This window comes from Citrobacter sp. Cf136, from assembly GCF_030333815.1.
Lineage (GTDB): Bacteria > Pseudomonadota > Gammaproteobacteria > Enterobacterales > Enterobacteriaceae > Citrobacter > Citrobacter freundii.
The window spans coordinates 1-21,163 of sequence record NZ_JAOWFE010000032.1 but is presented as its reverse complement, the minus strand read 5'-3'; the positions used below and the strand labels follow the sequence as shown (position 1 = coordinate 21,163).

The following is a 21,163-nucleotide window of genomic DNA, read 5'->3' as shown; positions in this document are numbered from 1 at the left end:
TGAGGAGGAGACCGGCATCAATCAGACGCCGACGCTAACGCTTTCTGGCAGGGTGCTACCGCCATCAATCACGTTTTGCGTGCCAGTTAAGTAACTGGACTCATCCGACGCCAGGAACGCCGCCAGTTCACCGACCTCAAGCGGACAGGCCAGACGACGCATCGGGATCGCTTTCGCCATTTCGACTAATACGGATTCAGGATCTTCCGGGTTAGATTGACGCGCAATGCTTTCCGCCATCGGCGTACGAACGTAGCCTGGGCAAATGGCATTAACGCGAATGCCTGACTGCGCATATTCTACCGCCAGGGATTTGGTCAAACCGATGATTGCGGCTTTCGACAGTGCGTAGGCCGTTTCGCCCGGGTCGGCAACCATATCGCCGGTCACCGATGACATCATCACGATGCGCCCATCTTTGCGCGCAATCATCTCCGGCAGAACGGCTTTCGTCACATTCCAGACGCCTTTAATGTTGATATCAATGTGAAAATCGCGATCTTCATCGCTCATATCAAGGAAGTTGCCGAGGCGGCATACGCCGGCATTGTTCACCAGAATATCGATTTTGCCTTCAATCTGCTTCGCGCGCATCACCGCTTCCTTGACCGACGCAAAATCTCTGACGTCAGCGTGAACGGCTGTGCAACGGTGCCCTCGCCCAGCCAACTCATCCGCCAGTTTTTCAATCTCATCGGAGATATCCAGCAGAATTAAGTTCGCACCATGGCGGGCAAACGTTCTGGCGATACCCTCGCCAATACCCTGAGATGCGCCCGTAATCAATGCTGTTTTGCCCGTGAGTTTTCCCATTTCAATATTCTCCTTTTGAATATGAAGCCTTCGCTTCATTCACGCAGAAGATACAGCAATAACAAATTAGTGCTGAGGAATAGCTCACTAAATCAGGTTAATCTCAGGTAAAAAAAATCCCCGACGATGCGGGGATGTCTATTTCGTGGCCGATAACAGGATCAGATCGCCATTACAGCGCCATTAAACGGTCCAGCGACGGTGCAAAGTAATAGCCGCCGGTTACCGGTTTGGTGAAGCGCAGCATTGCATCACGCTTACCGTCGGTGTCACCAAACATGCTCAGCAACTGTTGTTCAATGTTGTGCAGACGGGCGCAGTAGGCGCAGAAATAGAGACCATGCGTGCCGCTGGCAGTGCCGTATGGCAGGCTCTGGCGCACAATTTTCAGCCCTTTACCGTCTTCTTTGAGGTCAACACGGCTCAGGTGAGAGGTGACCGGACGGTCATCACCGTCGATCTCTTCGTTGGCTTCCTTGGTGCGGCCAATCATCATTTCCTGGTCATGGATGCTCATGCGATTAAGCTGCTTCAGGTTATGTTCCCAACGCTGCACAAACACATAGCTGCCACCGGCATCCACACCATCTTTGATAACGGCGACTTCACGGCGCGTTTCTTCGCCTGCCGGGTTTTCTGTACCGTCAACAAAGCCGCTGAGATCGCGCTCTTCGACCCAACGGAAACCGTGGATTTCTTCTTTGACTTCAATACAGTCGCCAAATGCTTCCATTGCCGCCTGCGCAACGGAGAAATTCACGTCATGACGCAAAGATAGAATATGGATCAACACGTCATATTGGGTTGCTGGTGCCAGACCTTTACCGTAAGGGATAAAGTCTTTTAACTCTTCAGCACCGACGCCGCCGCTCAATGCACGCCAGGTGTTGTTGCCAAAAGCGACAACCGCGCCCAGATGCGCATCCGGGAACTTAGCTTCAAAGGTCGCCAGCTTATCGGCGAAGGTTTTGCTGGCCGCACGCAGGGCCTCAACGTCGCCTTTAACATTGGCTTCAATCCAAATCGCCGCACGGCAATGTTCTGGCAAAATGCCACTCTGAACCTGAGACATTGTTCCTCCTGAAAAAAAGATGCCACGACATCGTGGCATTGATGGGCGCTATTCTACCTGTTTTTTTAACAAGCCGATTTGTTCAGACGCAAATTAACGCCGCCAGATAATTTTGCTTACTTTCCACGCTTTCAGCGTGTCGTCAGATGGCATTATATCTTCAGGCCCGCTCCATTCACCGGAAAAAATATAGCTAATATGTTGACTTCCTTCAGCTTTACACTCAACGTCCGCGCTGTCATCGCCGGTTGCCTTTTGGCAATTACCGAAAGCTTTAGTGTAAAGGTCGCTAAACGGTGTACCGATTTCGACACCCGCGACTGACGAAATATCGTGGTCTAACACATCAATACGACTAATGGTTCCCTGGCTGCCATTGATGACTATCGCCAGCTTGTCGTCTTTCATCGCTTCATAGAAGCGCACCACATTTCCGTTATCAGTCTTCATCCCGCTACGCAGGCGGTAATCACCGTCCAGCGCATCAGCAATGGCTTTTTCATCCAGCGGTGTCGCGCCCGTTAACGCTCCGACGCCCTGCTCTGTGACCTGCGTTGAAGAACCAAACCAGTTCCACGGATTAGCGGCAGACCAGTTCACCGAGGACAACGTTGAACATCCGGCCAGTAGCAGCGGCATCGCGCATAAAGTCAAACGCAGTGATTTCATTTCACTTCCTTCCTTATTTATCAACGTTGCTTGGAGTCCGGTTTCCCCAAAAAGTGCCGTCATTCTTTCTCAAGGGAAAAACAGGCCCGCAGACGTTGATTGGTTAACAGCCAGATCAGTGCCACGATATCCGCCACCAGCAGCGCCAGCCCGACACCGTTGAGCGGATCGCCTGCCAGCCACATCACCGGCTGCCAGCACAGCAGCACCAGTTGAGCGAGAATCAATAATCCGCGCAGCCAGCGCCAGATTCCCGGAAACGCAAAGCGTCTCCCGCTGAGTAAAAACGCCAACACGGCGGGAACGCCGGGGAGCAAACCCAGCCAGAATGCGTCATGATCGGGATAAAACAGATTCAGCAATGTGTTGCCCTGCTCACGGGAAGAACCGGCAATCACAAACAAAACCCAGGTGCGTGCCTGCAACAACAGTACGCACCAGAAGAGAAAAGGCAGGCGCAGACGCCCATGACCGTCATAGTCGGCCGGATGAAACTCAGTACTCTTCATCTTCAATCAAACGCTTGCCCAGATTGAGTACATCCGCATGTTCATAGCCCAGACGTTCATACATGCCCTGTACGACGTCGTTATCATCACGCACCATGATTTGAATCTTCGGACAACCGCGGGCAATGAGCTTTTTCTCCAACCGGTTGAGTAGCGCATTAGCGATACCGCGACCGCGAAACTCAGGATGCACGCCCAGGTAATAGGCGGAACCGCGGTGCCCGTCGTATCCGCCCATCACCGTACCGACCACCTCACCGTTCACTTCAGCGACGAGGAATAAGCTGACGTCATGATTGACTTTACGTTCGATGTCCATTTCAGGGTCGTTCCATGGACGCAGCAAATCACAACGCTCCCAGAGGGTGATCACCTCTTCGAAATCTTCCTGGCGAAAAACGCGTATTTCCATGGTATTGGTTACCTTTTCAGGACGTTAAAAAGCGATTATGGCGCGAACGGCTGATTTAGCCAATATCTGACGCGAAGCGGCGGAAAAAATGGCATAATACGGAATTGTCACGTATTGAAATGAAAAGTAAAACAATTCTTATCTCGATCCGTCGCAACGGACTACGCGATACGATATAACGTTTAGAACCTTTTTTTTACAACTCAGGCCGTATGAGCACTTTTAAACCACTAAAAACACTCACATCGCGCCGCCAGGTGCTGAAAGCCGGGCTGGCCGCCCTGACGCTGTCAGGCATGTCGCAAGCCATCGCTAAAGAAGAAGCGCTAAAGACCAGTAATGGACACAGCAAACCGAAAGCGAAAAAATCAGGCGCTAAGCGCGTTGTTGTTCTTGATCCGGGGCACGGCGGGATTGATACCGGTGCAATTGGTCGCAACGGATCGAAAGAAAAGCACGTGGTGCTGGCGATTGCCAAAAACGTGCGCTCAATCCTACGCAACCAGGGGATTGATGCACGCCTGACCCGCTCCGGCGATACGTTTATTCCGCTCTACGATCGCGTCGAGATCGCCCACAAACATGGCGCAGATCTTTTCATGTCGATCCACGCCGACGGTTTTACCAATCCGAGCGCTGCGGGTGCTTCGGTCTTTGCCTTATCCAATCGCGGTGCCAGTAGCGCCATGGCGAAATATCTGTCCGATCGTGAAAACCGGGCCGATGAAGTCGCCGGGAAGAAGGCCACCGACAAAGATCATTTGTTGCAGCAGGTGCTGTTCGATCTGGTGCAAACTGACACCATTAAAAACAGCCTGACGTTAGGCTCGCATATTCTTAAGAAGATCAAGCCGGTACACCGTCTGCACAGTCGTAGCACGGAACAAGCCGCCTTCGTGGTGCTAAAATCACCTTCGATTCCGTCGGTCCTGGTCGAAACCTCGTTCATCACCAACCCGGAAGAAGAACGATTACTGGGGACGGCTGCGTTTCGTCAGAAAATCGCCACCGCTATCGCCAATGGCATCATCAGCTATTTCCACTGGTTTGATAACCAGAAAGCACACTCGAAGAAACGTTAACCATGAAGCCCGATGTACAACGCGTAAAACAGTTCCTGCTCAACCTGCAGGATGAGATTTGTCAGCAGTTATCCACCATAGACGGCACCGAATTTGTTGAGGATAACTGGCAACGCGCAGCGGGCGGCGGCGGGCGCAGTCGAGTGTTGCGTAACGGCGGTATTTTCGAGCAAGCAGGCGTCAACTTCTCTCATGTCCATGGCGATGCAATGCCGGCCTCGGCTACTGCACATCGCCCGGAGCTTGCCGGGCGTAGCTTTGAAGCGATGGGCGTCTCGTTGGTGGTGCATCCGCAGAATCCTTACATTCCGACCAGCCATGCCAACGTACGTTTTTTTATCGCGGAGAAACCGGGCGCCGACCCGGTGTGGTGGTTTGGCGGCGGCTTTGACTTAACGCCCTACTACGGCTTTGATGAGGATGCAGTTCACTGGCACCGCACGGCGCGGGATCTATGCCAGCCGTTCGGCGAAGATGTTTATCCCCGTTACAAAAAGTGGTGCGATGACTACTTCTTCCTCAAGCACCGCAACGAGCAGCGCGGCATTGGCGGGCTGTTCTTCGATGATTTGAATACGCCAGATTTCGAGCACTGCTTCGCCTTTATGCAGGCTGTTGGAAAGGGTTATACCGAGGCGTATTTGCCCATCGTTGAGCGCCGCAAAGCAATGAGCTGGGGCGAGCGTGAACGCAATTTTCAGCTTTATCGTCGCGGACGCTATGTGGAATTTAACCTGGTGTGGGATCGCGGCACATTATTCGGTTTGCAAACCGGCGGGCGCACGGAATCGATTCTGATGTCGATGCCGCCGCTGGTACGCTGGGAGTATGACTGGCAGCCAGAAGCGAACAGCCCGGAAGCCGCCCTTAGCGAGTTTATTCAGGTCCGCGACTGGGTGTAATGGCCTGATAGCGACACAATTCGTAGGCCGGATAAGACGCAAGGCGTCGCCATCCGGCAGCGCAGCAAGCACAATTGCCTGATGGCGGCTAACGCCTTATCAGGCCTACTCAAGCTATACCATCACGCCCACTGGCGCATACGCTGATGCAGCGTCAACGAAGGTTTCTCCGCAAACAGTTGCTGGTAGTCGGTAGCAAACTGCCCTAAATGCCAGAATCCCCACTGCATGGCGGCGTCTTTCACCGTCGCACTCTGCGACCACGGGCTTATCAACTCACGGCGCACGGCGTTCAGGCGAATACGTTTCAACCAGGCATTCGGGCCAATACCGAGGATCGCGTGAAAGGCGTTTTGCAACGTCCGGCGGCTAACGTGCAGTTGATTGCATAAGTCGAGCACAGTCAGCGGCTCTGACATATTTTCCAGCACATATTCGCGCGCACGCGACAGCAAGCGACGATAGCTCTGATGGCTGATGCTCTCCGCAGTCATAATCGGCTGCGCTTCTTCCAGCATAGTCCCCATCGCCAGCAGCAGGTTATCGCCCAACACTTTGCGTACCGCAGGTTGGCGAAGGTTTTCCGGGTTTTCGCTAAACGTCGCCAGCGCCTGCTGCACAAAGCCCCATAGCGCGGCTTTGTGTTGTTCTTTCACTTCCAGCGCCGACTGGTTGCGCAGCATATGCAACACCCTTTCCGGGTTATGCAGGAAGTTGGCCTGACGGGCAATGGCCTCTTCAGAAATGACGACACCCAGAATGGTGTAGTCATCCGGCGTACTTAGTTCAAACTCCGTCCCGCCTGGGCGGGTGGCAATTTCAGCGTTACCCAAACACTGGGTACCAATAAATCCCTGCTCGCCGCGCGTGGCCGGAATGCCAAACCAAAATGAGTTTGGCCAGACAAGGCATGACTGACGCAGCGCCAGTCCGGTGTATTCACGGAACACCTGAATATCATCGAGCAGGATTTCCGTGAACTCGCCATGAAATTTTCCCGGATGCAGCTGGTCGTAGATCTGCTGCCAGGCTGTAATCGTCAGCGCGTGCTCATACACATCCGTTGTTCGCCGTTGATGAACGTTGTCCACTTCCACTTTCGGCGTCAATTTAACGTCTTCGGGTAATACTTCATGATAAAGATGGTGCAAGTTTGCAGTACGGTTCTTTTTCATGATCTTTTAAGCCGGAAGCTTCAACGAAGCCCCCGGCCCTCCGACAGGTTAATTTTTTAAGCGATAGCGACTACTGCGTTTACGCAACGCTCCGTCAGAAAAGAGCTGTTCCAGCGCATTTCTGGCTTCATCAAGTGACCAGCCAAAGTGGGCAGCCACTTCCCCTGCCGTCATTCCTTGACGGACCGATGTTAACAGCGCCAGCAATTCATCAGAGGATTCAGATGACACAGGTGCTTCCTGCGTCTTCTCTGGGGCCACATCTGACTTCACTTCAGGCTTCTGCTCTGGTTTCTTCGGTTCTGGTTTCTTCGGCTGGCGTTTAAAACCGCCGATCAGCCACTGGGTGTCATCGTCCGGCCGGCCTATTTCCTTACGGCTGATAACACTGCCTGTACGCGCTGCAGCTGCACTGCCAGCATCCAGCGCTGCTCGGCATGCCGCCAGATCGCCTTCCACCACCAGCGTCAGCCGACCAGGATCGAGCACTTCGTGGCTAAGCAGGCGCACATTCGCGGCTTTCAGCATGGCATCGGCCGCGTCCACGGCAGCCACCATGCCATCCACTTCCAGTAATCCCAGTGCATTGATCATCACTACCTCTCTTACGCGCGCTGGATTGGATTACGGGCAATATCCAGAACGGCATCGGCAAAGGCGTTACATGCGGCTTTACAAGCGGCCTGGCTACCGGTCAAAAACGCTGCTGAATAGTTGGTTTCTGACGGCGGTGGTACATAGGTTACCAGTTGTACATCGGCAGATTTCAGCGCGGCATCAATACCAAATGTCGCTTCCAGCGGCGGTGCTACCAGATACGCCATCGGATCGCCCAGTCGGCATCCCGCGGTCGCGGAAAGATACGAACCGGTACGCGAAACCACATGCGCCAAGAAGGCGGTATCTTCTGCGTCATTCGCCCACTGGAATGCCGCACCGCTTTCAATATTGGCCACCATCGCGTCCAGACCCGCGCGAACTTCGGCCGGGTTTGGTCCACCGAGCATAATCAGCACTTCGCCCGAGGTTGGAGAGGGACTGTGCGCCGCACCGGCATACAGCGAGCGGCCATAAACCACTTCCACCATCGCCTGTTTTGTCGCTTCATCTGCGGCAATATACGCCACGTCATCAGAGTCTGCTGTGATGAGTCCGAGGCTACGTATATGTGGCGGTAATTTAAGTTCGCGGGCAAAACCGTCATTTACCGAGGCAATCACACGCATCGCGGTGACTGAAGGTCTAATCAAATCTAATGCTGGCATGATGCCTCCTTAACGGGTCATATTGATGCCGGATGCTTTTTTCTCCAGCATGCGCTTGGCCAAATCCACAATCACCGCCGCCGCTTCAACCGGTGGCGTACCGCCCTGGTGAATGTTCGAGATGCAGGTACGGTCAGCCTCAACGGTGGTTGCCACACGCGGCGAATAGACGGCGTAGCAAGAAAGACTTTCCGACTGGCCGAGGCCCGGACGTTCACCAACCAGCAGGATCACCGCTTTTGCACCCAGCAGTTCGCCGATCTGATCTTCAATTTTCACGCGCCCATAGCGAACAAAGAACGGCGTCCCGACCTTCAATCCGGCCTGTTTTAAACCCGACAACAGCGGCGGCAGGATCTCTTCGTAGTTGGCGGTGATGGCGTCAGTAGACAGGCCATCAGAAATAATCACCTGCACATCCGGATTCATTACACACTGTGATTTCAGTGCTTCAATGGCTTCCGCACTCAGACGACGTCCCATGTCCGGGCGCGTCAGATACAGGTTTTTGTCGCTGATTTCCGAGCGCACTTCCAGTAGTCCCTGGGCTTTTACCCACTCTTCCGGCACTTCTTTCAATACCGTATCTTTCGAACGCGAGTGGTCAGCAAGGAAGCGCAGCAGCGCCTGGGTACGCGGACGTGGACCGGCACGACCGGTACATACACGCGCAGCGGTGCTACGGCGCAGTTCGGTCAATACCTCTGCACGATGCGGATTCTCAACGCCAATCCACGCTTTCGCTTCAGCTGAACCTAAGTCCATCGCACAGCTTTCACCGGTCGGCGCGGCGCACTGCGTAGTGCTGCATTTCACTTCCGCTGATGGCGCTTGAACCTGCGGCTCTCCCATTGACGCCATTACGCTGCGTACAATTTCTTCAATCTGTTTTTGATCCATCGTGTGTCATCCCCGCGTCATCAGAAGAACAGTGACGGATCGCCCGCCCGTTTGGTCAGGCGACCGTTTGCCATAATGCCCATGGTTTCCAGCCAGCGTTCAAACTCCGGCGACGGGCGCAGGTTCAGCAACTGGCGCACGGTCGCGGTGTCGTGGAAGGCGGTGGTCTGGTAGTTGAGCATGATGTCGTCACCGAGCGGCATGCCCATGATGTAGTTGCAGCCAGCGGTGGCGAGCAGAATCATCAGGTTTTCATTGAGGTTCTGGTCAGCATCAGCATGGTTGGTGTAACAGCAGTCGCAGCCCATTGAGATGCCGCTCAGTTTGCCCATGAAGTGATCTTCTAAGCCCGCGCGAATAATCTGACGGTCGTTGTAGAGATATTCCGGCCCGATAAAGCCCACCACGGTGTTCACCAGGAACGGATCGTAGTGACGCGCCAGCCCGTAGTTACGCGCTTCCATCGTCACCTGATCGGCACCAAAGTTAGCGCCAGCGGAGAGCGCAGACCCTTGCCCGGTTTCAAAGTACAGGCAGTTTTCCCCGGCGATACGGTTGAACTCAGCGCCCACTGCACGCGCTTCATCCAGCATGGCCAGCTCAACGCCAAACTCTTTTAAGCCTTTTTCGCTACCGCAGATACTCTGGAAAATCAGCCCGCCCGGCGCACCGCGACGAATCGCTTCAATCTGGGTGGTGACGTGCGCCAGTACGCAGCCCTGGGTCGGAATATTGAACTTGTCGATAACGCCATACACGGTATCGAGCACACGGCTTAAGTTTTCCACGTCATCTGTGACCGGGTTGACACCGATCACCGCATCGCCCGCACCGAAAGACAGTCCTTCATAGATTTGCGCCGCAATACTCTGTACATCGTCACGGGTATCGTTCGGCTGCAAACGGCAGCTAAAGGTGCCCGGTAGACCGATGGTGGTGTTAGCCTTTTTGATCACCGGCATTTTCTTACCGCCGTAGATCAGGTCCGCGTTAGAGCAGATTTTTGCTACCGCAGCGACCACTTCCGACGTTAACCCTTTACGCGTAAACGCAATATCATCAACAGAGGTTTCATCGCTCAGCACGTACTCGCGCAGCTCGCTGATACTCCAGTTTTTGATGCGGTTATAGGCCGTTTCGTTGACGTCATCCTGAATCAGACGCGTCACGCAGTCCTCTTCATAGGAAATCACCGGGTTATTACGGATATCCGCTACCGTCATTTCCGACAGCACCTGCTTGGCCGCCACGCGTTCCTGCGAACTGGTTGCAGCGACACCTGCCAGCACATCCCCCGAACGCAGTTCGTTGGCTTTTGCCAGCACCTCTTTAACATCCTTAAACTGATAAACATTGCCGAACAATGTGGTCTTTAGTTTCATAAGTCGTTCCCTCAGGAAGGAAATGCGAGTGATTTCACCGTCACCGGCACAACCGATCCGCCAAAAAGAGGCGTACCAATGTCGATATAGTCCCCCGCCCGGACAACCACCTCATCGATGACCGCCAGCGGGTGTTGCTGTAACTGTGGGCGTAACAGCATGCCCAGGGCCTTACCAAAATCCTGCTCGGCTACCACCAGCAGGGGATGCGGATTCGGATAGCGCGCGACAAAGGCCAGCAGCGCATCAATCACCGTTAACAGCGCGGCGTAGCGCACCGGCAGAGAACCGGGCAGCGCCAGCACGTAGGCGTCCGTTTGCGGGTCCAGATCGAGCTGCATTAGCGCCTGTTGCCAGGCGGCCACCAGATCAGCCTCATCAACCGGAATCGCCACCGGCAGATTGCGCAGCGGAAGCGCCACACCTTCCAGCCAGATAGTGCTGCCCGAAAGCGACAGCGTATGCGCACCGGCGCCAATCACCGTGGCGCGCACGGTTTGCGCCGGGAACTGCACGTTCATCTCACGCAGGCGCGGATGTTCATGCAGCGCCGTCGCTAACAGCGGCCCAATGTCGGAAAAACAGAACGGATCGGCAGGTTGGTTGCGGTAGCACTCGCCCACCCCGCCGGACAACGTAATCACTTCCGGCTTCACGCCCGCCGGTAACAGAGTGGTTTGCATCAGCGCCTGTGCCAGCGGTGAAAGCGTGCCGTCAATCACCTCCACAATCAGCGCCGCCATCCGTCGGGCCACCTGAACAAGCTGCGCCGCATTGAGGGTTCGGGCATCAGTGCCTGGACCAAATACGTCATCCACAATCATTTGTCCCGGCTGATGCGCATGCACCACGCGCCCCTGACCGTCCGTTTCCAGTAACCGTCCGCCGACATTCAGACAGGCCGATCCGCTGACTTTTCCGGCATCGAACAGAACGTAGTTCGACGTACCGCCGCCGATGTCGATATTCAGTACGCGGCACAACTTCTGCTCGGAAAGGGTTTGCGCCCCCGCACCGTGACCGGCAATCACTGATTCCAGATGCGGACCGGCGCTGGCAACCACGAAATCCCCCAGCGACTGGGAGAGCGCCATCACCGCCGGGCGCGCGTTGCGCGTTTTGGCACTTTCCCCGGTAATGATGATCGCGCCGGAATCGACGGTCTCTGGCGCAATCCCCGCCGCCTGATACTGGGCGAGGATCAGTGCTTTCAGTTCGGCCTCTTTCAACCCGCCCTGCTTATCAACGGGGGTAAAGAACACCGGGCTTTGCCAGCTAATTTCGCGTTTGATGAATTCGTAGCGCGGCACCTGCGACACTGCCGCACGGTTAACCAGCTCAAGGCGCGAGAAGATCACCTGAGTGGTGGTGGTGCCGATATCGATACCGACGCTGAGTAGCTGGCGAGTATTCACGATTGCGCCTCCGGATTGGTTTCTGCTGGTGCCGGAACATCTTCGTCTTTCGGTACTAACAGCATAGCCACGCCAATCGCCGTCACGCCGCCGATCAGCTTGCCGACAATCATCGGGAAGATCATGGCGTTCATGTTGGCAGCGGCGAAACCTAAGTGGTCACCCAGAGCGAAGGCCGCGGAAACCGCAAAGGCGCAGTTGATCACTTTGCCGCGGGTATCCATGTTTTTCATCATGCCGAACATTGGGATGTTGTTGGCAAGCGTTGCCACCATACCCGCAGCCGCAATGTTATTGACTTTTAACAGGTTGCCGACGCTCATCAGCGGTTTTTCAAACCAGCGAGTCAGCAGCAGCACCATCGGGTAGGCACCCAGCAGCACACAGGAGATAGAACCGATAACTTCGATGGCGCGCATCACTTCACCCGGCTTGTCGCCTGGCGCCATGAAAATAGGATCAAGACCTGGGATCAGCTCCCAGCCGAGCAGGAACTTGATGACTGCCGCAGCCAGACCGAGGGTGATCAGCGCTACCAGGAACTTGGCGAAGATCTGGAAACCGTTGATCATTTTTTCCGGGATGAATTTCAGTCCCAGCGCCACCAGCACGGCTACGATCAGCACCGGGATCATGTTCATCAGGATCAACGCAAAGGTGAACTCCACCGGCTGACCGTTGATTTCCACGCCGGAGTACATCGCGACCAGACCACCCGCAATACAGCCAATCGGAATGGTGACAATACCGGCCAGCACGCCCAGCGCCAGATAACGACGGTCAGACGGTTCAATAATTCCCAGCGCAACCGGAATGGAGAACACCAGCGTCGGCCCCATCATCGCGCCGAGAATCAGGCCAGAGTACAACCACGCCGCCACATCGCCGCCCGCCAGCTCTTTCGCCAGGAAGAAGCCGCCCATATCGCACGCCAGCAGCGTTCCGGCAAACATCGACGGGTTCGCGCCCAGCATTTCGTACAGCGGAATAATTACCGGCCCGAGCACATGCGCCAGTACCGGCGCCAGCGCGGTCATACCGACCATCGCCAGACCCAGTGCGCCCATTGCCATAAAGCCTTCTTCAAACTGACCGCCCGATCCCTCAATGCTCTTACCGAACTTACCGAGGAAGCGCGCCGAACCGCCGAACTGCGACAGGATCCTGTCCACGGCGGCAATCAGCATAAAGAACATCATGATGTACATGATGATTTCGTTAATTCCCATAGCCCCTACTCCCTGTCATTTGTGATTTGTAGGCCGGATAAGACGTTTACGTCGCCTCCGGCATTAACGCCGTGTTATTGCCGGATGGCGGTGCGAGCACCTTATCCGGCCTACAGGCATTACCCGGCAGCCGCGTACAGGTCGATAATCTGTTCCTGCGTGGCGGTGCGTGGGTTACTGCGAATACAAATATCCTCCAGCGCGGCGTGTGCCCATGCGCTGTAATGCTCGGGTTTTGCTCCAACGTCTGAGAGTCGTTTGGTCTGGCCCACTTCGCTAATCAACTCGCTGACCGCGTTGATAGCATCACGATCGTCCGATTTCTTGTTGGTTAACGCGCGTCCGATATGGCTGAAGCGCTCACGACACACCATGCGGTTGAACCCCATTACCGTAGGAAGCAGCATGGCGTTAGCCTGTCCGTGTGGGATATGCAACGTCGCTCCCGGCTGGTGCGCCATCGCATGGCACAGGCCCAGCCCTGCGCTGGAAAACGCCATCCCGGCCATACAGGAAGCCAGCAGCATGCTTTCGCGCGCCGCCAGATCCTGACCGTAGCCGACGGCCTTCGGCAACGATTTACCTATCATCGCAATCGCGCCAATCGCCAGACTGTCGGTAAACGGCGTCGCGTTCAGCGCGCTATACGCTTCAACGGCGTGCGTCAGTGCATCAATCCCGGTCATTGCCGTTACATGTGCAGGCACGCCTTCCGTCAATGCAGCGTCCAGGATCGCCACATCCGGCATCAGGGTTGGATGGGCCAGCACTTTTTTGAGTCCAGTCGCGGCGTCGATTATTACCGTGACGTTGGTGGTTTCTGAGCCCGTTCCGGCGGTAGTCGGTACGGCAATCAGCGGCAGACGTGGGCGTAACGCGCTGCGCTCGTCCATGTCTGCCAGCGTCTGAGTGGGGTTGGTCACCAGCAACGCCACTGCCTTGGCGGCATCCAGTACGGAGCCACCACCAAAGGCCACAACGCCATCGCACTTCGATTCACGCAATTGCGCGACCGCCGCGCAGACGTCCGTAATACACGGTTCGCCTACCGGACATGGCCACAGCGTCATCGCCACGCCTTTCATCGCCAGACTGCGTTCCAGCGCGGCGGTCATCCCCGCCTGATGCAGGAAGCTGTCCACCATGACGAACATATGCGTCAATCCGCGCGTTTGTGCTTCCTGTCCGCAGGTACTGAGCGCTCCCAGCCCACAAAGGGTGACCGGTGGAACGCTAAACGTTTTTACGCGTTGCAGATTCAGGGTATCGAATGCCTGAAAGAGCGCGGTCTGCAATTCAGCTTGCATAGATTCCTTCCGCTTTTTCTTTTCCGCTGTTGGCAATCGCCAGCGGGGTCATAAACAGGCTGTGCTGGGGTAAATGCACCTGCAGTTCCGGGAAACGCTTACGGAACAGCTCATCAACGCCCGGCTGCATGCAGGAACCACCGGCCAGCCATAAATCGGTAACGCCCTGACCCGCAATATGATGAGCGACGATTTCCGCCATTTTTTCGTAGACAGGCTTCACCACCGGCCAGATTTCTTTGCCGTTGCTACGCTTGTACTGCTCGGCTTCTTCTAACTGGATACGACGGTTCCCGGCCAGCGTCAGAGAGATATGATGCCCACCGGTTGCTTCATCAGCGGAGTAGGTCACCTTGCCTTGTTTAACGATCGCAATCCCGGTAGTGCCACCACCAATATCCACCACGCCGGCGTTATCGAGCTGCAACAGATCCGCCACCGCTGTCGGTTCGTCGAGCACATGGCTCACTTCAAGCCCGGCAGACTCCAGCACGTTAATAGAGATGCGAGGGTCAGTTCCCGGTGGAAATGAGGTTGCCGCATGGGTAAAGCGGCAACCCAGCTGTTGTTCGAGCGTATCGAGATGGCGACGAACGATGGTCACCGCACCAAAGAAATCCCAGACGATGCCATCGCGCACGACATCGGCCCAGTCCAGGCAAACCGCGACCGGCTGTCCGTCACTGTCCACAACCATCGACACCACATCACACGTTCCCAAATCAATGCCCAACCACAGCGGTGAATCGCTCTTTGTGGGCGTCTGGTTACATAGCGTTGCCGCTTTTAGCAGTCTGGGTGTCAACCAACGTTGTTCGTCGTGCGCCATCTCATTTACTCCTTATACAATTCTGAAGGCGTCTACCAACACACAGCGACGCAGACGCACAAACGTACGCGCACTGGTCACCCCTTCCCCGGTTGGTGTGGTAATGGTCATCGTGGTCCAGCCTTCGCCGCCGAGTCCAAGACCGGCAATGCACGGTCCGTTCTTAACGAAGATGCTGGTATCAATGGCGTTTGCCATACGGTTCATGTTGTCGATATTGCGCGAGTGCATCGCCGCCGTATGGTGGCAACCGCCTTCAAGCTTGACCGCCAGTTCAATGGCTTCATCGACGTTAGCGACCCGCACGACTGGTAGAACCGGCATCATCAGTTCGGTGACGGCAAACGGATGCGTCGCGGAGGTTTCGACGAATAACAGACGGGTTTGATCCGGTACGTTCAGACCAATCGCCGCAGCGATTTTGCCTGCGTCACGACCTACCCAGTCACGACTGACCGTGCCTTTACCGCGCTCATCGATATTTTTCAGCAGCACCGGCTGCAGCTGTTCGGCCTGGGCCGTGGTGAGTTTCACCGCATGCTGGCTTTCCATCAGACGCATCAGTTCATCAGCGACGCTATCGACCACGATCAGCACTTTTTCGTCAGCGCAGATGATGTTGTTGTCAAACGATGCGCCTTTGACTACCGACTGCGCCGCGCGTGCCAGGTCAGCCGTTTCATCAACCACCACCGGCGGATTACCTGCGCCAGCGGCAATCAAACGTTTGTTGGTGTGCTTACGCGCGGCATCTACTACGGCTTCACCACCGGTCACCACCAGCAGGCCGATACCAGGGTACTTGAACAGACGTTGGGCAGTCTCGATATCTGGGTTGGCAACCGTCACCAACAGGTTTGCCGGACCGCCTGCGGCAACTACCGCCTGGTTAAGCAGAGTGATAGCGCGCTGAGAGACTTTTTTCGCCGCCGGATGCGGTGCGAAAACCACGCTGTTACCAGCGGCAATCAGGCTGATGGCGTTGTTAATAACGGTCGCGGCCGGGTTGGTGGATGGGGTTACCGAGGCCACCACGCCCCACGGCGCGTTTTCAATCAGCGTCAGACCGTTATCGCCGGTCAGAACCTGTGGAGACAGGCATTCCACACCCGGAGTGCCGCGCGCCTGCGCCACGTTTTTGGCAAATTTATCTTCGACGCGTCCCATGCCGGTTTCAGTGACGGCAAGTTCCGCTAATTCTCTGGCGTGCTTTTCGCCCGCCTCACGTAGCGCCGTGATAGCCAGTTGGCGCATGGCGACGCTTTTCAGCCCCTGCTGGGCCAGTTTTGCTGCCGCCACTGCGTCATCCAGGGAGGCAAAAACGCCCATTTCTTGAACGGCACTGACGGGTTGGCTGCTGTCTTTCATTTTCAGCAGTACCGCTTTCACGACCTGTTCAATATCCTGTTGATTCATGATTTTCTGCCTTATTTATGGAAGATCACCTGACCACCTGCCACCACTTCATCGACAATGCCAATCACGCACAGATCGACAGGCGATGATTCATTCCGGTGCGCCTGACGGGCGGAGCTTCCGCTGACCAGCAGCACCCACTCTCCGGTTCCCGCCCCGATGCTGTCGATAGCAACAGCACATTGCCCGTCGGGATTTCCCTGGGCGTCAATCATTTCCACCATCAGCAACTTGTCGTGCGCGAGCCCCTGATGGCGTACGGTACAAACAATTTGTCCTGTAACGATTGCCAGTTTCATACGCGCCTCCGTGGCATATTTCAGGTAAAACCTCCCCCTACCCTCCGCAGAAGGTAATGTGAAAAGGAGAGAGGGTGACGCCAGCAATGAAGTCTGTGGCGTCACATGGACGACTTACATGTCGTTGCTGTCGCCTTTAAAGCTGATCGGGAACACTTCTTCCAGATCGCCGTGCGGACGCGGGATCACGTGCACTGAAACCAGCTCGCCAATACGCTGTGCTGCCGCAGCACCTGCGTCCGTTGCAGCTTTACATGCCGCTACGTCGCCACGGACCATGGCAGTGACCAGACCGCCACCGATCTGCTTCACGCCAACCAGTTTCACGCGTGCCGCTTTAACCATTGCGTCAGAAGCCTCAATCAGTGCAACCAGGCCCCGGGTTTCAATCATTCCTAATGCTTCCATTGTGTTTTCCTCTCATTAAGGGGTCCTGAACGGGACCTTATACAACCAGTGTGTGCGAGGCGTTTTCACGACTCATGTCAGTCTGGCGCGGCACTGCTGCCACCAACGCCAGTTCGATAATTTCCTGTACGCTACAGCCACGAGAGAGATCATGAAGCGGTGCGGCAAGCCCCTGAATCAATGGCCCTACTGCGCGATACCCTCCCAGGCGCTGAGCGATTTTGTAGCCAATATTGCCCGCCTCCAGCGATGGGAAGACCATCACATTGGCATTGCCCTTTAACGGACTTGCGGGCGCTTTTTGCGCAGCGACATCCGGAACAAAGGCGGCATCAAATTGCAGTTCACCGTCCACGGTAAGCTGCGGGGCACGCTCACGAACGATCTCGGTCGCCTGCTGCACGTTAGCGACGTTAGGATGGCGAGCACTGCCATTACTTGAAAACGACAGCATGGCCACACGCGGCTCTTCACCTGTGATCGCCTTCCAGGTTTCAGCGCTGGCGATGGCGATATCCGCCAGCTGTGCAGCAGTGGGCTGCGGCACAACGCTACAGTCTGCAAATCCTAATGACGGCCCGAGATACTGCGGCAGCATCAGGAAAATTGACGACAGCGTTTTGCAACCAGGCTGTAATCCAATAATGCGCAATCCTGCACGCAGCACGTTTGCCGTTGATGACAGGTTGCCCGCAATACACACATCGGCTTTACCGGCACTGACCATCGCGGCGGCAAACATCAGTGGATCGTTGAGCTTCTCCCGCGCATCCGGCGGCGTTTTTTCACCCGCCGTTGCCCGCCAGCGCAGGGCAAACTCTTCACGCATCTGTACATTGCTTTGTGGATCAATAACCTGAATAGCATCCATGGCTACGCGATGGCTGAGCGCAAACTGGCGTAGCGCAAACGGGCTGGCGACGAGAATGGGGCGTGCCAGACCGTGCTGATGCAGGTAATTCGCCGCCTTCAGCACCCGGACATCCAGCGCATCCGGGAACACTACTCGTGCAGGTGAGCGTTGGGCGAGTTGACGAGCACGTTCAATGATCATTGCTTCTCCCCCAGTCTCTGTTGAATTTGACTAACCGTCAGCGGATGCTTTGCAACACTCAGAATCATCATCACGTAGACCGTACTGGAAAGGCGGTTGAGCGCCTGCATAATGTCCGGTCGTATAACCTCAAAACTGCGAGTGATGAATACCTGGGCCGCCACCGTCTCCGTTTCACGGACTTTGGTACGCAGCAGATTAAGCAGCGCGCAATCACGTCCATGGCTGGCTTCAGGCACCAGATGGTCGTGGTCCAGATAGCGCAGCGGTTGATGCGAAAGACGGTGTAAATCTTCGTCACTTAAACCCACGACAGCTTGTGCTGCCAGCGGCTCATCCATGGCGTCTGCGCGCATAATATTGCCCAGGCGCGAGCGGATATCCGCCAGCCACGGCTGCCACGGTTCTGCCATCTCAATCTGCAACCACACGGCCAGGGCGATGGTGCTGTCCAGCGCGGCGCGAAATCCCAGCCGAGGGTCACTTTTGGCGACCATCTTGTCCGCCGTCAGATGCGTCAGGGTGTCCGGTTTCTTCGCCACCGGTTGATGGCACAGTTCGCAGCTGGCCTGTGGATGCGTATCACTGCTGGTTAACCCATGCACCGGCTGCGGCTGCTGTTCTTCGTCATCAATAAACAGGCTGCCCTGCTCGTCAATAAACTTAATGCGCAGATGTCGGCTTTCCAGTAATTCCCGGGCAGACGGCGTCAGGCGAGCGTCAGCGGGGAGATGAATTTCAGCCCCTTCGCTGAGCGTATGATTCGCTCTGAGCCATGCTTCGGTAATGAAATCCTTCATACATCCGCCTTAGCAGGACTGCCAGTTCGCAGGCCAGGCCACATACAGAAACTTCACCGTCGATGGCGTACCAAATTCGATGCTGGAGCCTTTCGGGATAAACATCACGTCCCCGGCTTTTGCAATCATGGTTTCGCCTTCGTGGCGAACATGCAGCTCTCCTTCCAGAATCATGTCGATTTCGTCGTAGTTCAGCGTCCATGGGAAAAAGGCGTTATCCCACTGCATAAACCCGGCGGCCATGCTGCTACCGTCCTGGTCGGTCACCAGATCGGTTAAGCCCACGCAGTGCGGCTGCGCGCCGTCAAAACGACCAAACTTCACGCTGCTGCCGTCGATGACTTTCACACCGCCTTTGCCGGTCACCGAGTTAAAGCTCGGCTGCATTCCGCCCTGCTCCAGCGACTGCTTTTCCTTCATGACTTTGTCCATCAACTGCGCGACCAGGCTTTCGGTAAACTGCCCTTCCGGTAACTGCGCAATGATGGTTTCGCGAATGCGCTGGCTTTCCGTTTTGCCATCAGTCACCGCTGCCGGAGCAGCAGCGACGGCTCCTGGCGCGGATTCATCGCATTCACTGATGGTAACGCCCAGCAGCTCCGCAACTTCGCGCGCCTCCGGGGTGATGATGCTGGCGCGCAGAACAACCGACATTTCCTGTTCGCCGCGTGCGTGGGCCGCACGAATATCGTTAGCTGTGATGAGTTTTTTCACCTGCCCTTTCCTCCTTTTGGCTGAGCTCAGTCAGATAATCCACCAGGTGCTGCACACTGCGCGGGTCATGGCTATTGAGCTCAAAAATCGGCTCCTGAAACCCCATCCCGCGAAGTAGTTGTCGCGTTGCGGCGACGTCGGCATCCGGCATGTCCGTTTTACTGATAACGGCGATTTGTCGTTTACTGGCACCGATATCCAACAGCCCGGCAGGTAAGCGACTTTCTTTATCATTTGCCGCGTGTATATAAATCAACGTATCAACATCCTGCAGCGTGGTAATTAAGGCGTGATACCAGCGCGGATGGCTAAAATATTCCCCTGGCGTATCGATATCGCCATTTTCATTAAACTCCACGGCCTGTGTTTTTCTGGCGAGGGAATAATTCCCCTGTAGCGCATTAAAGAGCGTTGTTTTCCCCGCCCCCACCGTACCGACAAACGCAATACGTTTCATCGCCGCCTCTGATTAACTTTTTGTCAGGTTGCACAAAGTGAAATTTAATAATCGACCCAGACCGCTTACCGTCTGTAATAACGCTTCTTCTACTGCGCCTACCGAGCCGTAGATCACCAGTGCGCCGCTGAATCTATCGAGAAAACCGATATGTACATCCGCCGCCTTCATGGCTAAGTCACCGGCAATCATCGCGGTTTCGCCTGGCGTCAGCGTCATGATGCCGATAGCGCCCGCTTCGGGAACGCCGATCTTTTTCGCTAATTCCTCGCCGGGGTGCGCAATGAGATGCGCCAGCGTGACCTGTTTCCCCGGCACAAATTCCTGAATAATGCGTTCTTTTTCCATTGCTCACCGCCTCCGCTAAAACTGCCCTCATCGTGGCAATTTTTTGTCAGAGTAAATAACAAAATTCGGCAACCAGGTTTAAAAGGTGAAGTAGATCACTAAGAGAAGGGGTAATAAAAAGTGAAGCGCATGAATTTGATGTAGAAATCAAAGAAGTTCATTTGCTTTAAATGGAATCATTAGCTTTTAAATAAGTTTAATCAAAACATCTATCATAGATTGTGTAAAAGGTTGCTTCCGCCGCGAGTAGCGACAAACTGATGATAGTTTTTTATCTCCAGACCTAAACGTTTTCTGAATCTCATTCAACCCCCCCTTCAGTTCTACCTGTGCTGACTTTACTGGCGTATGGTGACTTTCGGATGATATATCATGGAGATAAACTCATGTCACAGCAGGGACTGCGCTTTACGCTCGACGTGGATGGGTTACTGGCGATGAGCACCGCCGTCGTCAGCTTCACCCTCAGCCAGAATCTCTCCACCCCCTTTTTGCTCTGCGTTGATATCGCCAGCGGCCTGCCTGACCTCACCGCCACAGATTTTCTCGAGAAAAGCACCACCCTCACTGTCTGGCAGGGGGCTGTTGCGCTGCGTTATCTTCACGGCATCATCACCGGCGTGGAGCTCAGGGAGAACAACGACTGGCAGATGAATTACCAGCTGACTGTTTCGCCCCCGCTCTGGCGGGCAGGGCTGCGGCAGAA

At 55.3% G+C, this 21,163-nt stretch carries 25 protein-coding genes; 3 read left to right on the top strand and 22 right to left on the bottom strand.

Translation table 11 applies throughout. The annotated features are described in order from the left end of the window. Positions 1 to 21 precede the first annotated feature (21 nt). The 5 genes from ucpA to OGV98_RS04355 all read right to left on the bottom strand — a co-directional run bounded on the left by ucpA (position 22) and on the right by OGV98_RS04355 (position 3,475). Positions 22 to 813 (bottom strand): SDR family oxidoreductase UcpA, encoded by a 792-nt coding sequence (gene ucpA / locus OGV98_RS04375; protein WP_003038057.1) that lies wholly within the window; start codon positions 811 to 813, stop codon positions 22 to 24. A gap of 172 nt (positions 814 to 985) precedes the next feature. Further along, complete coding sequence (gene yfeX / locus OGV98_RS04370; RefSeq protein WP_003838547.1) at positions 986 to 1,885, bottom strand: porphyrinogen peroxidase; 900 nt, start codon at positions 1,883 to 1,885, stop codon at positions 986 to 988. Positions 1,886 to 1,978: 93 nt separating this feature from the next. Beyond that, a complete protein-coding gene (locus OGV98_RS04365) occupies positions 1,979 to 2,554 on the bottom strand; it encodes an RpoE-regulated lipoprotein (protein WP_003838545.1) in 576 nt (191 codons plus the stop codon). A 59-nt stretch (positions 2,555 to 2,613) separates the two neighbouring features. Next, entirely contained in the window at positions 2,614 to 3,063 is a 450-nt protein-coding gene (locus tag OGV98_RS04360; RefSeq protein WP_003847269.1) for a DUF2919 domain-containing protein, read from the bottom strand. Further along, positions 3,050 to 3,475: a GNAT family acetyltransferase gene (locus tag OGV98_RS04355; protein ID WP_003038048.1), complete on the bottom strand. Its 426-nt coding sequence runs from the start codon at positions 3,473 to 3,475 to the stop codon at positions 3,050 to 3,052. The genes OGV98_RS04360 and OGV98_RS04355 overlap by 14 nt, the downstream gene beginning before the upstream one ends. A 212-nt stretch (positions 3,476 to 3,687) precedes the next feature. Here OGV98_RS04355 and amiA point away from each other — a divergent pair, with 212 nt between their 5' ends. Next, positions 3,688 to 4,557 carry an N-acetylmuramoyl-L-alanine amidase AmiA gene (gene amiA, locus OGV98_RS04350; protein WP_003038046.1) on the top strand — a complete coding sequence of 290 codons (870 nt, stop codon included), beginning with the start codon at positions 3,688 to 3,690 and terminating at the stop codon, positions 4,555 to 4,557. Positions 4,558 to 4,559: 2 nt separating this feature from the next. Next, entirely contained in the window at positions 4,560 to 5,459 is a 900-nt protein-coding gene (gene hemF, locus OGV98_RS04345) for an oxygen-dependent coproporphyrinogen oxidase (RefSeq protein ID WP_003038044.1), read from the top strand. 122 nt (positions 5,460 to 5,581) lie between these two features. On the opposite strand, the gene eutR is transcribed toward hemF, so the two are convergent. From eutR to eutS, 17 genes are all read right to left on the bottom strand, one after another. After that, positions 5,582 to 6,634, bottom strand: a complete 1,053-nt coding sequence (gene eutR, locus OGV98_RS04340) for an HTH-type transcriptional regulator EutR (RefSeq protein ID WP_003038041.1) — start codon at positions 6,632 to 6,634, stop codon at positions 5,582 to 5,584. Between the two features lie 48 nt (positions 6,635 to 6,682). Continuing rightward, complete coding sequence (locus OGV98_RS04335) at positions 6,683 to 7,228, bottom strand: ethanolamine utilization microcompartment protein EutK (protein ID WP_202581122.1); 546 nt, start codon at positions 7,226 to 7,228, stop codon at positions 6,683 to 6,685. Positions 7,229 to 7,239: 11 nt separating this feature from the next. Then, positions 7,240 to 7,899, bottom strand: a complete 660-nt coding sequence (gene eutL / locus OGV98_RS04330) for an ethanolamine utilization microcompartment protein EutL (RefSeq protein ID WP_003838537.1) — start codon at positions 7,897 to 7,899, stop codon at positions 7,240 to 7,242. 9 nt (positions 7,900 to 7,908) lie between these two features. Beyond that, a complete protein-coding gene (gene eutC / locus OGV98_RS04325; RefSeq protein ID WP_202581121.1) occupies positions 7,909 to 8,799 on the bottom strand; it encodes an ethanolamine ammonia-lyase subunit EutC in 891 nt (296 codons plus the stop codon). Between the two features lie 20 nt (positions 8,800 to 8,819). Then, on the bottom strand, positions 8,820 to 10,181 hold the full coding sequence (gene eutB / locus OGV98_RS04320) for an ethanolamine ammonia-lyase subunit alpha (RefSeq protein WP_003038029.1): 1,362 nt from the start codon (positions 10,179 to 10,181) through the stop codon (positions 8,820 to 8,822). A gap of 11 nt (positions 10,182 to 10,192) precedes the next feature. Further along, positions 10,193 to 11,596, bottom strand: coding sequence for an ethanolamine ammonia-lyase reactivating factor EutA (gene eutA, locus OGV98_RS04315; protein ID WP_016150737.1), 1,404 nt, complete (start codon positions 11,594 to 11,596; stop codon positions 10,193 to 10,195). Beyond that, the gene (gene eutH, locus OGV98_RS04310) at positions 11,593 to 12,825 is read right to left on the bottom strand and encodes an ethanolamine utilization protein EutH (RefSeq protein ID WP_003038023.1); all 1,233 of its coding nucleotides are present in this window, start codon (positions 12,823 to 12,825) and stop codon (positions 11,593 to 11,595) included. Before eutH ends, eutA begins: the two co-directional genes overlap by 4 nt. A 119-nt stretch (positions 12,826 to 12,944) precedes the next feature. After that, positions 12,945 to 14,132, bottom strand: a complete 1,188-nt coding sequence (eutG, locus tag OGV98_RS04305) for an ethanolamine utilization ethanol dehydrogenase EutG (RefSeq protein WP_057102385.1) — start codon at positions 14,130 to 14,132, stop codon at positions 12,945 to 12,947. Continuing rightward, positions 14,122 to 14,961, bottom strand: a complete 840-nt coding sequence (gene eutJ, locus OGV98_RS04300; protein ID WP_003838530.1) for an ethanolamine utilization protein EutJ — start codon at positions 14,959 to 14,961, stop codon at positions 14,122 to 14,124. Before eutJ ends, eutG begins: the two co-directional genes overlap by 11 nt. A gap of 12 nt (positions 14,962 to 14,973) precedes the next feature. Then, positions 14,974 to 16,377, bottom strand: a complete 1,404-nt coding sequence (locus tag OGV98_RS04295) for an aldehyde dehydrogenase family protein (RefSeq protein ID WP_044714144.1) — start codon at positions 16,375 to 16,377, stop codon at positions 14,974 to 14,976. A gap of 11 nt (positions 16,378 to 16,388) precedes the next feature. Beyond that, positions 16,389 to 16,676: an ethanolamine utilization microcompartment protein EutN gene (gene eutN, locus OGV98_RS04290; RefSeq protein WP_003038011.1), complete on the bottom strand. Its 288-nt coding sequence runs from the start codon at positions 16,674 to 16,676 to the stop codon at positions 16,389 to 16,391. A gap of 114 nt (positions 16,677 to 16,790) precedes the next feature. Next, entirely contained in the window at positions 16,791 to 17,084 is a 294-nt protein-coding gene (gene eutM, locus OGV98_RS04285; RefSeq protein ID WP_003835054.1) for an ethanolamine utilization microcompartment protein EutM, read from the bottom strand. Between the two features lie 37 nt (positions 17,085 to 17,121). After that, entirely contained in the window at positions 17,122 to 18,138 is a 1,017-nt protein-coding gene (gene pta / locus OGV98_RS04280; protein ID WP_202581120.1) for a phosphate acetyltransferase, read from the bottom strand. Further along, the gene (eutT, locus tag OGV98_RS04275) at positions 18,135 to 18,938 is read right to left on the bottom strand and encodes an ethanolamine utilization cob(I)yrinic acid a,c-diamide adenosyltransferase EutT (RefSeq protein WP_003838524.1); all 804 of its coding nucleotides are present in this window, start codon (positions 18,936 to 18,938) and stop codon (positions 18,135 to 18,137) included. The genes pta and eutT overlap by 4 nt, the downstream gene beginning before the upstream one ends. A gap of 9 nt (positions 18,939 to 18,947) precedes the next feature. Further along, positions 18,948 to 19,652: an ethanolamine utilization acetate kinase EutQ gene (gene eutQ, locus OGV98_RS04270; protein ID WP_003847253.1), complete on the bottom strand. Its 705-nt coding sequence runs from the start codon at positions 19,650 to 19,652 to the stop codon at positions 18,948 to 18,950. Beyond that, positions 19,630 to 20,109, bottom strand: coding sequence for an ethanolamine utilization acetate kinase EutP (gene eutP, locus OGV98_RS04265; RefSeq protein WP_003037998.1), 480 nt, complete (start codon positions 20,107 to 20,109; stop codon positions 19,630 to 19,632). Before eutP ends, eutQ begins: the two co-directional genes overlap by 23 nt. A gap of 12 nt (positions 20,110 to 20,121) precedes the next feature. Beyond that, positions 20,122 to 20,457, bottom strand: coding sequence for an ethanolamine utilization microcompartment protein EutS (eutS, locus tag OGV98_RS04260; RefSeq protein ID WP_003037995.1), 336 nt, complete (start codon positions 20,455 to 20,457; stop codon positions 20,122 to 20,124). A 386-nt stretch (positions 20,458 to 20,843) separates the two neighbouring features. Here eutS and OGV98_RS04255 point away from each other — a divergent pair. Next, positions 20,844 to 21,163, top strand: a 320-nt coding sequence (locus OGV98_RS04255; RefSeq protein WP_286551056.1) for a contractile injection system protein, VgrG/Pvc8 family, incomplete at its 3' end; no start/stop codon positions are given.

What these genes read in the sequence shown, in the direction of transcription:
- ucpA (WP_003038057.1), bottom strand. Translation starts at nt 813, where the DNA reads ATGGGAAAACTCACGGGCAAAACAGCATTGATTACGGGCGCATCTCAG.
- yfeX (WP_003838547.1), bottom strand. Translation starts at nt 1,885, where the DNA reads ATGTCTCAGGTTCAGAGTGGCATTTTGCCAGAACATTGCCGTGCGGCG.
- OGV98_RS04365 (WP_003838545.1), bottom strand. Translation starts at nt 2,554, where the DNA reads ATGAAATCACTGCGTTTGACTTTATGCGCGATGCCGCTGCTACTGGCC.
- OGV98_RS04360 (WP_003847269.1), bottom strand. Translation starts at nt 3,063, where the DNA reads ATGAAGAGTACTGAGTTTCATCCGGCCGACTATGACGGTCATGGGCGT.
- OGV98_RS04355 (WP_003038048.1), bottom strand. Translation starts at nt 3,475, where the DNA reads ATGGAAATACGCGTTTTTCGCCAGGAAGATTTCGAAGAGGTGATCACC.
- amiA (WP_003038046.1), top strand. Translation starts at nt 3,688, where the DNA reads ATGAGCACTTTTAAACCACTAAAAACACTCACATCGCGCCGCCAGGTG.
- hemF (WP_003038044.1), top strand. Translation starts at nt 4,560, where the DNA reads ATGAAGCCCGATGTACAACGCGTAAAACAGTTCCTGCTCAACCTGCAG.
- eutR (WP_003038041.1), bottom strand. Translation starts at nt 6,634, where the DNA reads ATGAAAAAGAACCGTACTGCAAACTTGCACCATCTTTATCATGAAGTA.
- OGV98_RS04335 (WP_202581122.1), bottom strand. Translation starts at nt 7,228, where the DNA reads ATGATCAATGCACTGGGATTACTGGAAGTGGATGGCATGGTGGCTGCC.
- eutL (WP_003838537.1), bottom strand. Translation starts at nt 7,899, where the DNA reads ATGCCAGCATTAGATTTGATTAGACCTTCAGTCACCGCGATGCGTGTG.
- eutC (WP_202581121.1), bottom strand. Translation starts at nt 8,799, where the DNA reads ATGGATCAAAAACAGATTGAAGAAATTGTACGCAGCGTAATGGCGTCA.
- eutB (WP_003038029.1), bottom strand. Translation starts at nt 10,181, where the DNA reads ATGAAACTAAAGACCACATTGTTCGGCAATGTTTATCAGTTTAAGGAT.
- eutH (WP_003038023.1), bottom strand. Translation starts at nt 12,825, where the DNA reads ATGGGAATTAACGAAATCATCATGTACATCATGATGTTCTTTATGCTG.
- eutG (WP_057102385.1), bottom strand. Translation starts at nt 14,132, where the DNA reads ATGCAAGCTGAATTGCAGACCGCGCTCTTTCAGGCATTCGATACCCTG.
- eutJ (WP_003838530.1), bottom strand. Translation starts at nt 14,961, where the DNA reads ATGGCGCACGACGAACAACGTTGGTTGACACCCAGACTGCTAAAAGCG.
- OGV98_RS04295 (WP_044714144.1), bottom strand. Translation starts at nt 16,377, where the DNA reads ATGAATCAACAGGATATTGAACAGGTCGTGAAAGCGGTACTGCTGAAA.
- eutN (WP_003038011.1), bottom strand. Translation starts at nt 16,676, where the DNA reads ATGAAACTGGCAATCGTTACAGGACAAATTGTTTGTACCGTACGCCAT.
- eutM (WP_003835054.1), bottom strand. Translation starts at nt 17,084, where the DNA reads ATGGAAGCATTAGGAATGATTGAAACCCGGGGCCTGGTTGCACTGATT.
- pta (WP_202581120.1), bottom strand. Translation starts at nt 18,138, where the DNA reads ATGATCATTGAACGTGCTCGTCAACTCGCCCAACGCTCACCTGCACGA.
- eutT (WP_003838524.1), bottom strand. Translation starts at nt 18,938, where the DNA reads ATGAAGGATTTCATTACCGAAGCATGGCTCAGAGCGAATCATACGCTC.
- eutP (WP_003037998.1), bottom strand. Translation starts at nt 20,109, where the DNA reads ATGAAACGTATTGCGTTTGTCGGTACGGTGGGGGCGGGGAAAACAACG.
- eutS (WP_003037995.1), bottom strand. Translation starts at nt 20,457, where the DNA reads ATGGAAAAAGAACGCATTATTCAGGAATTTGTGCCGGGGAAACAGGTC.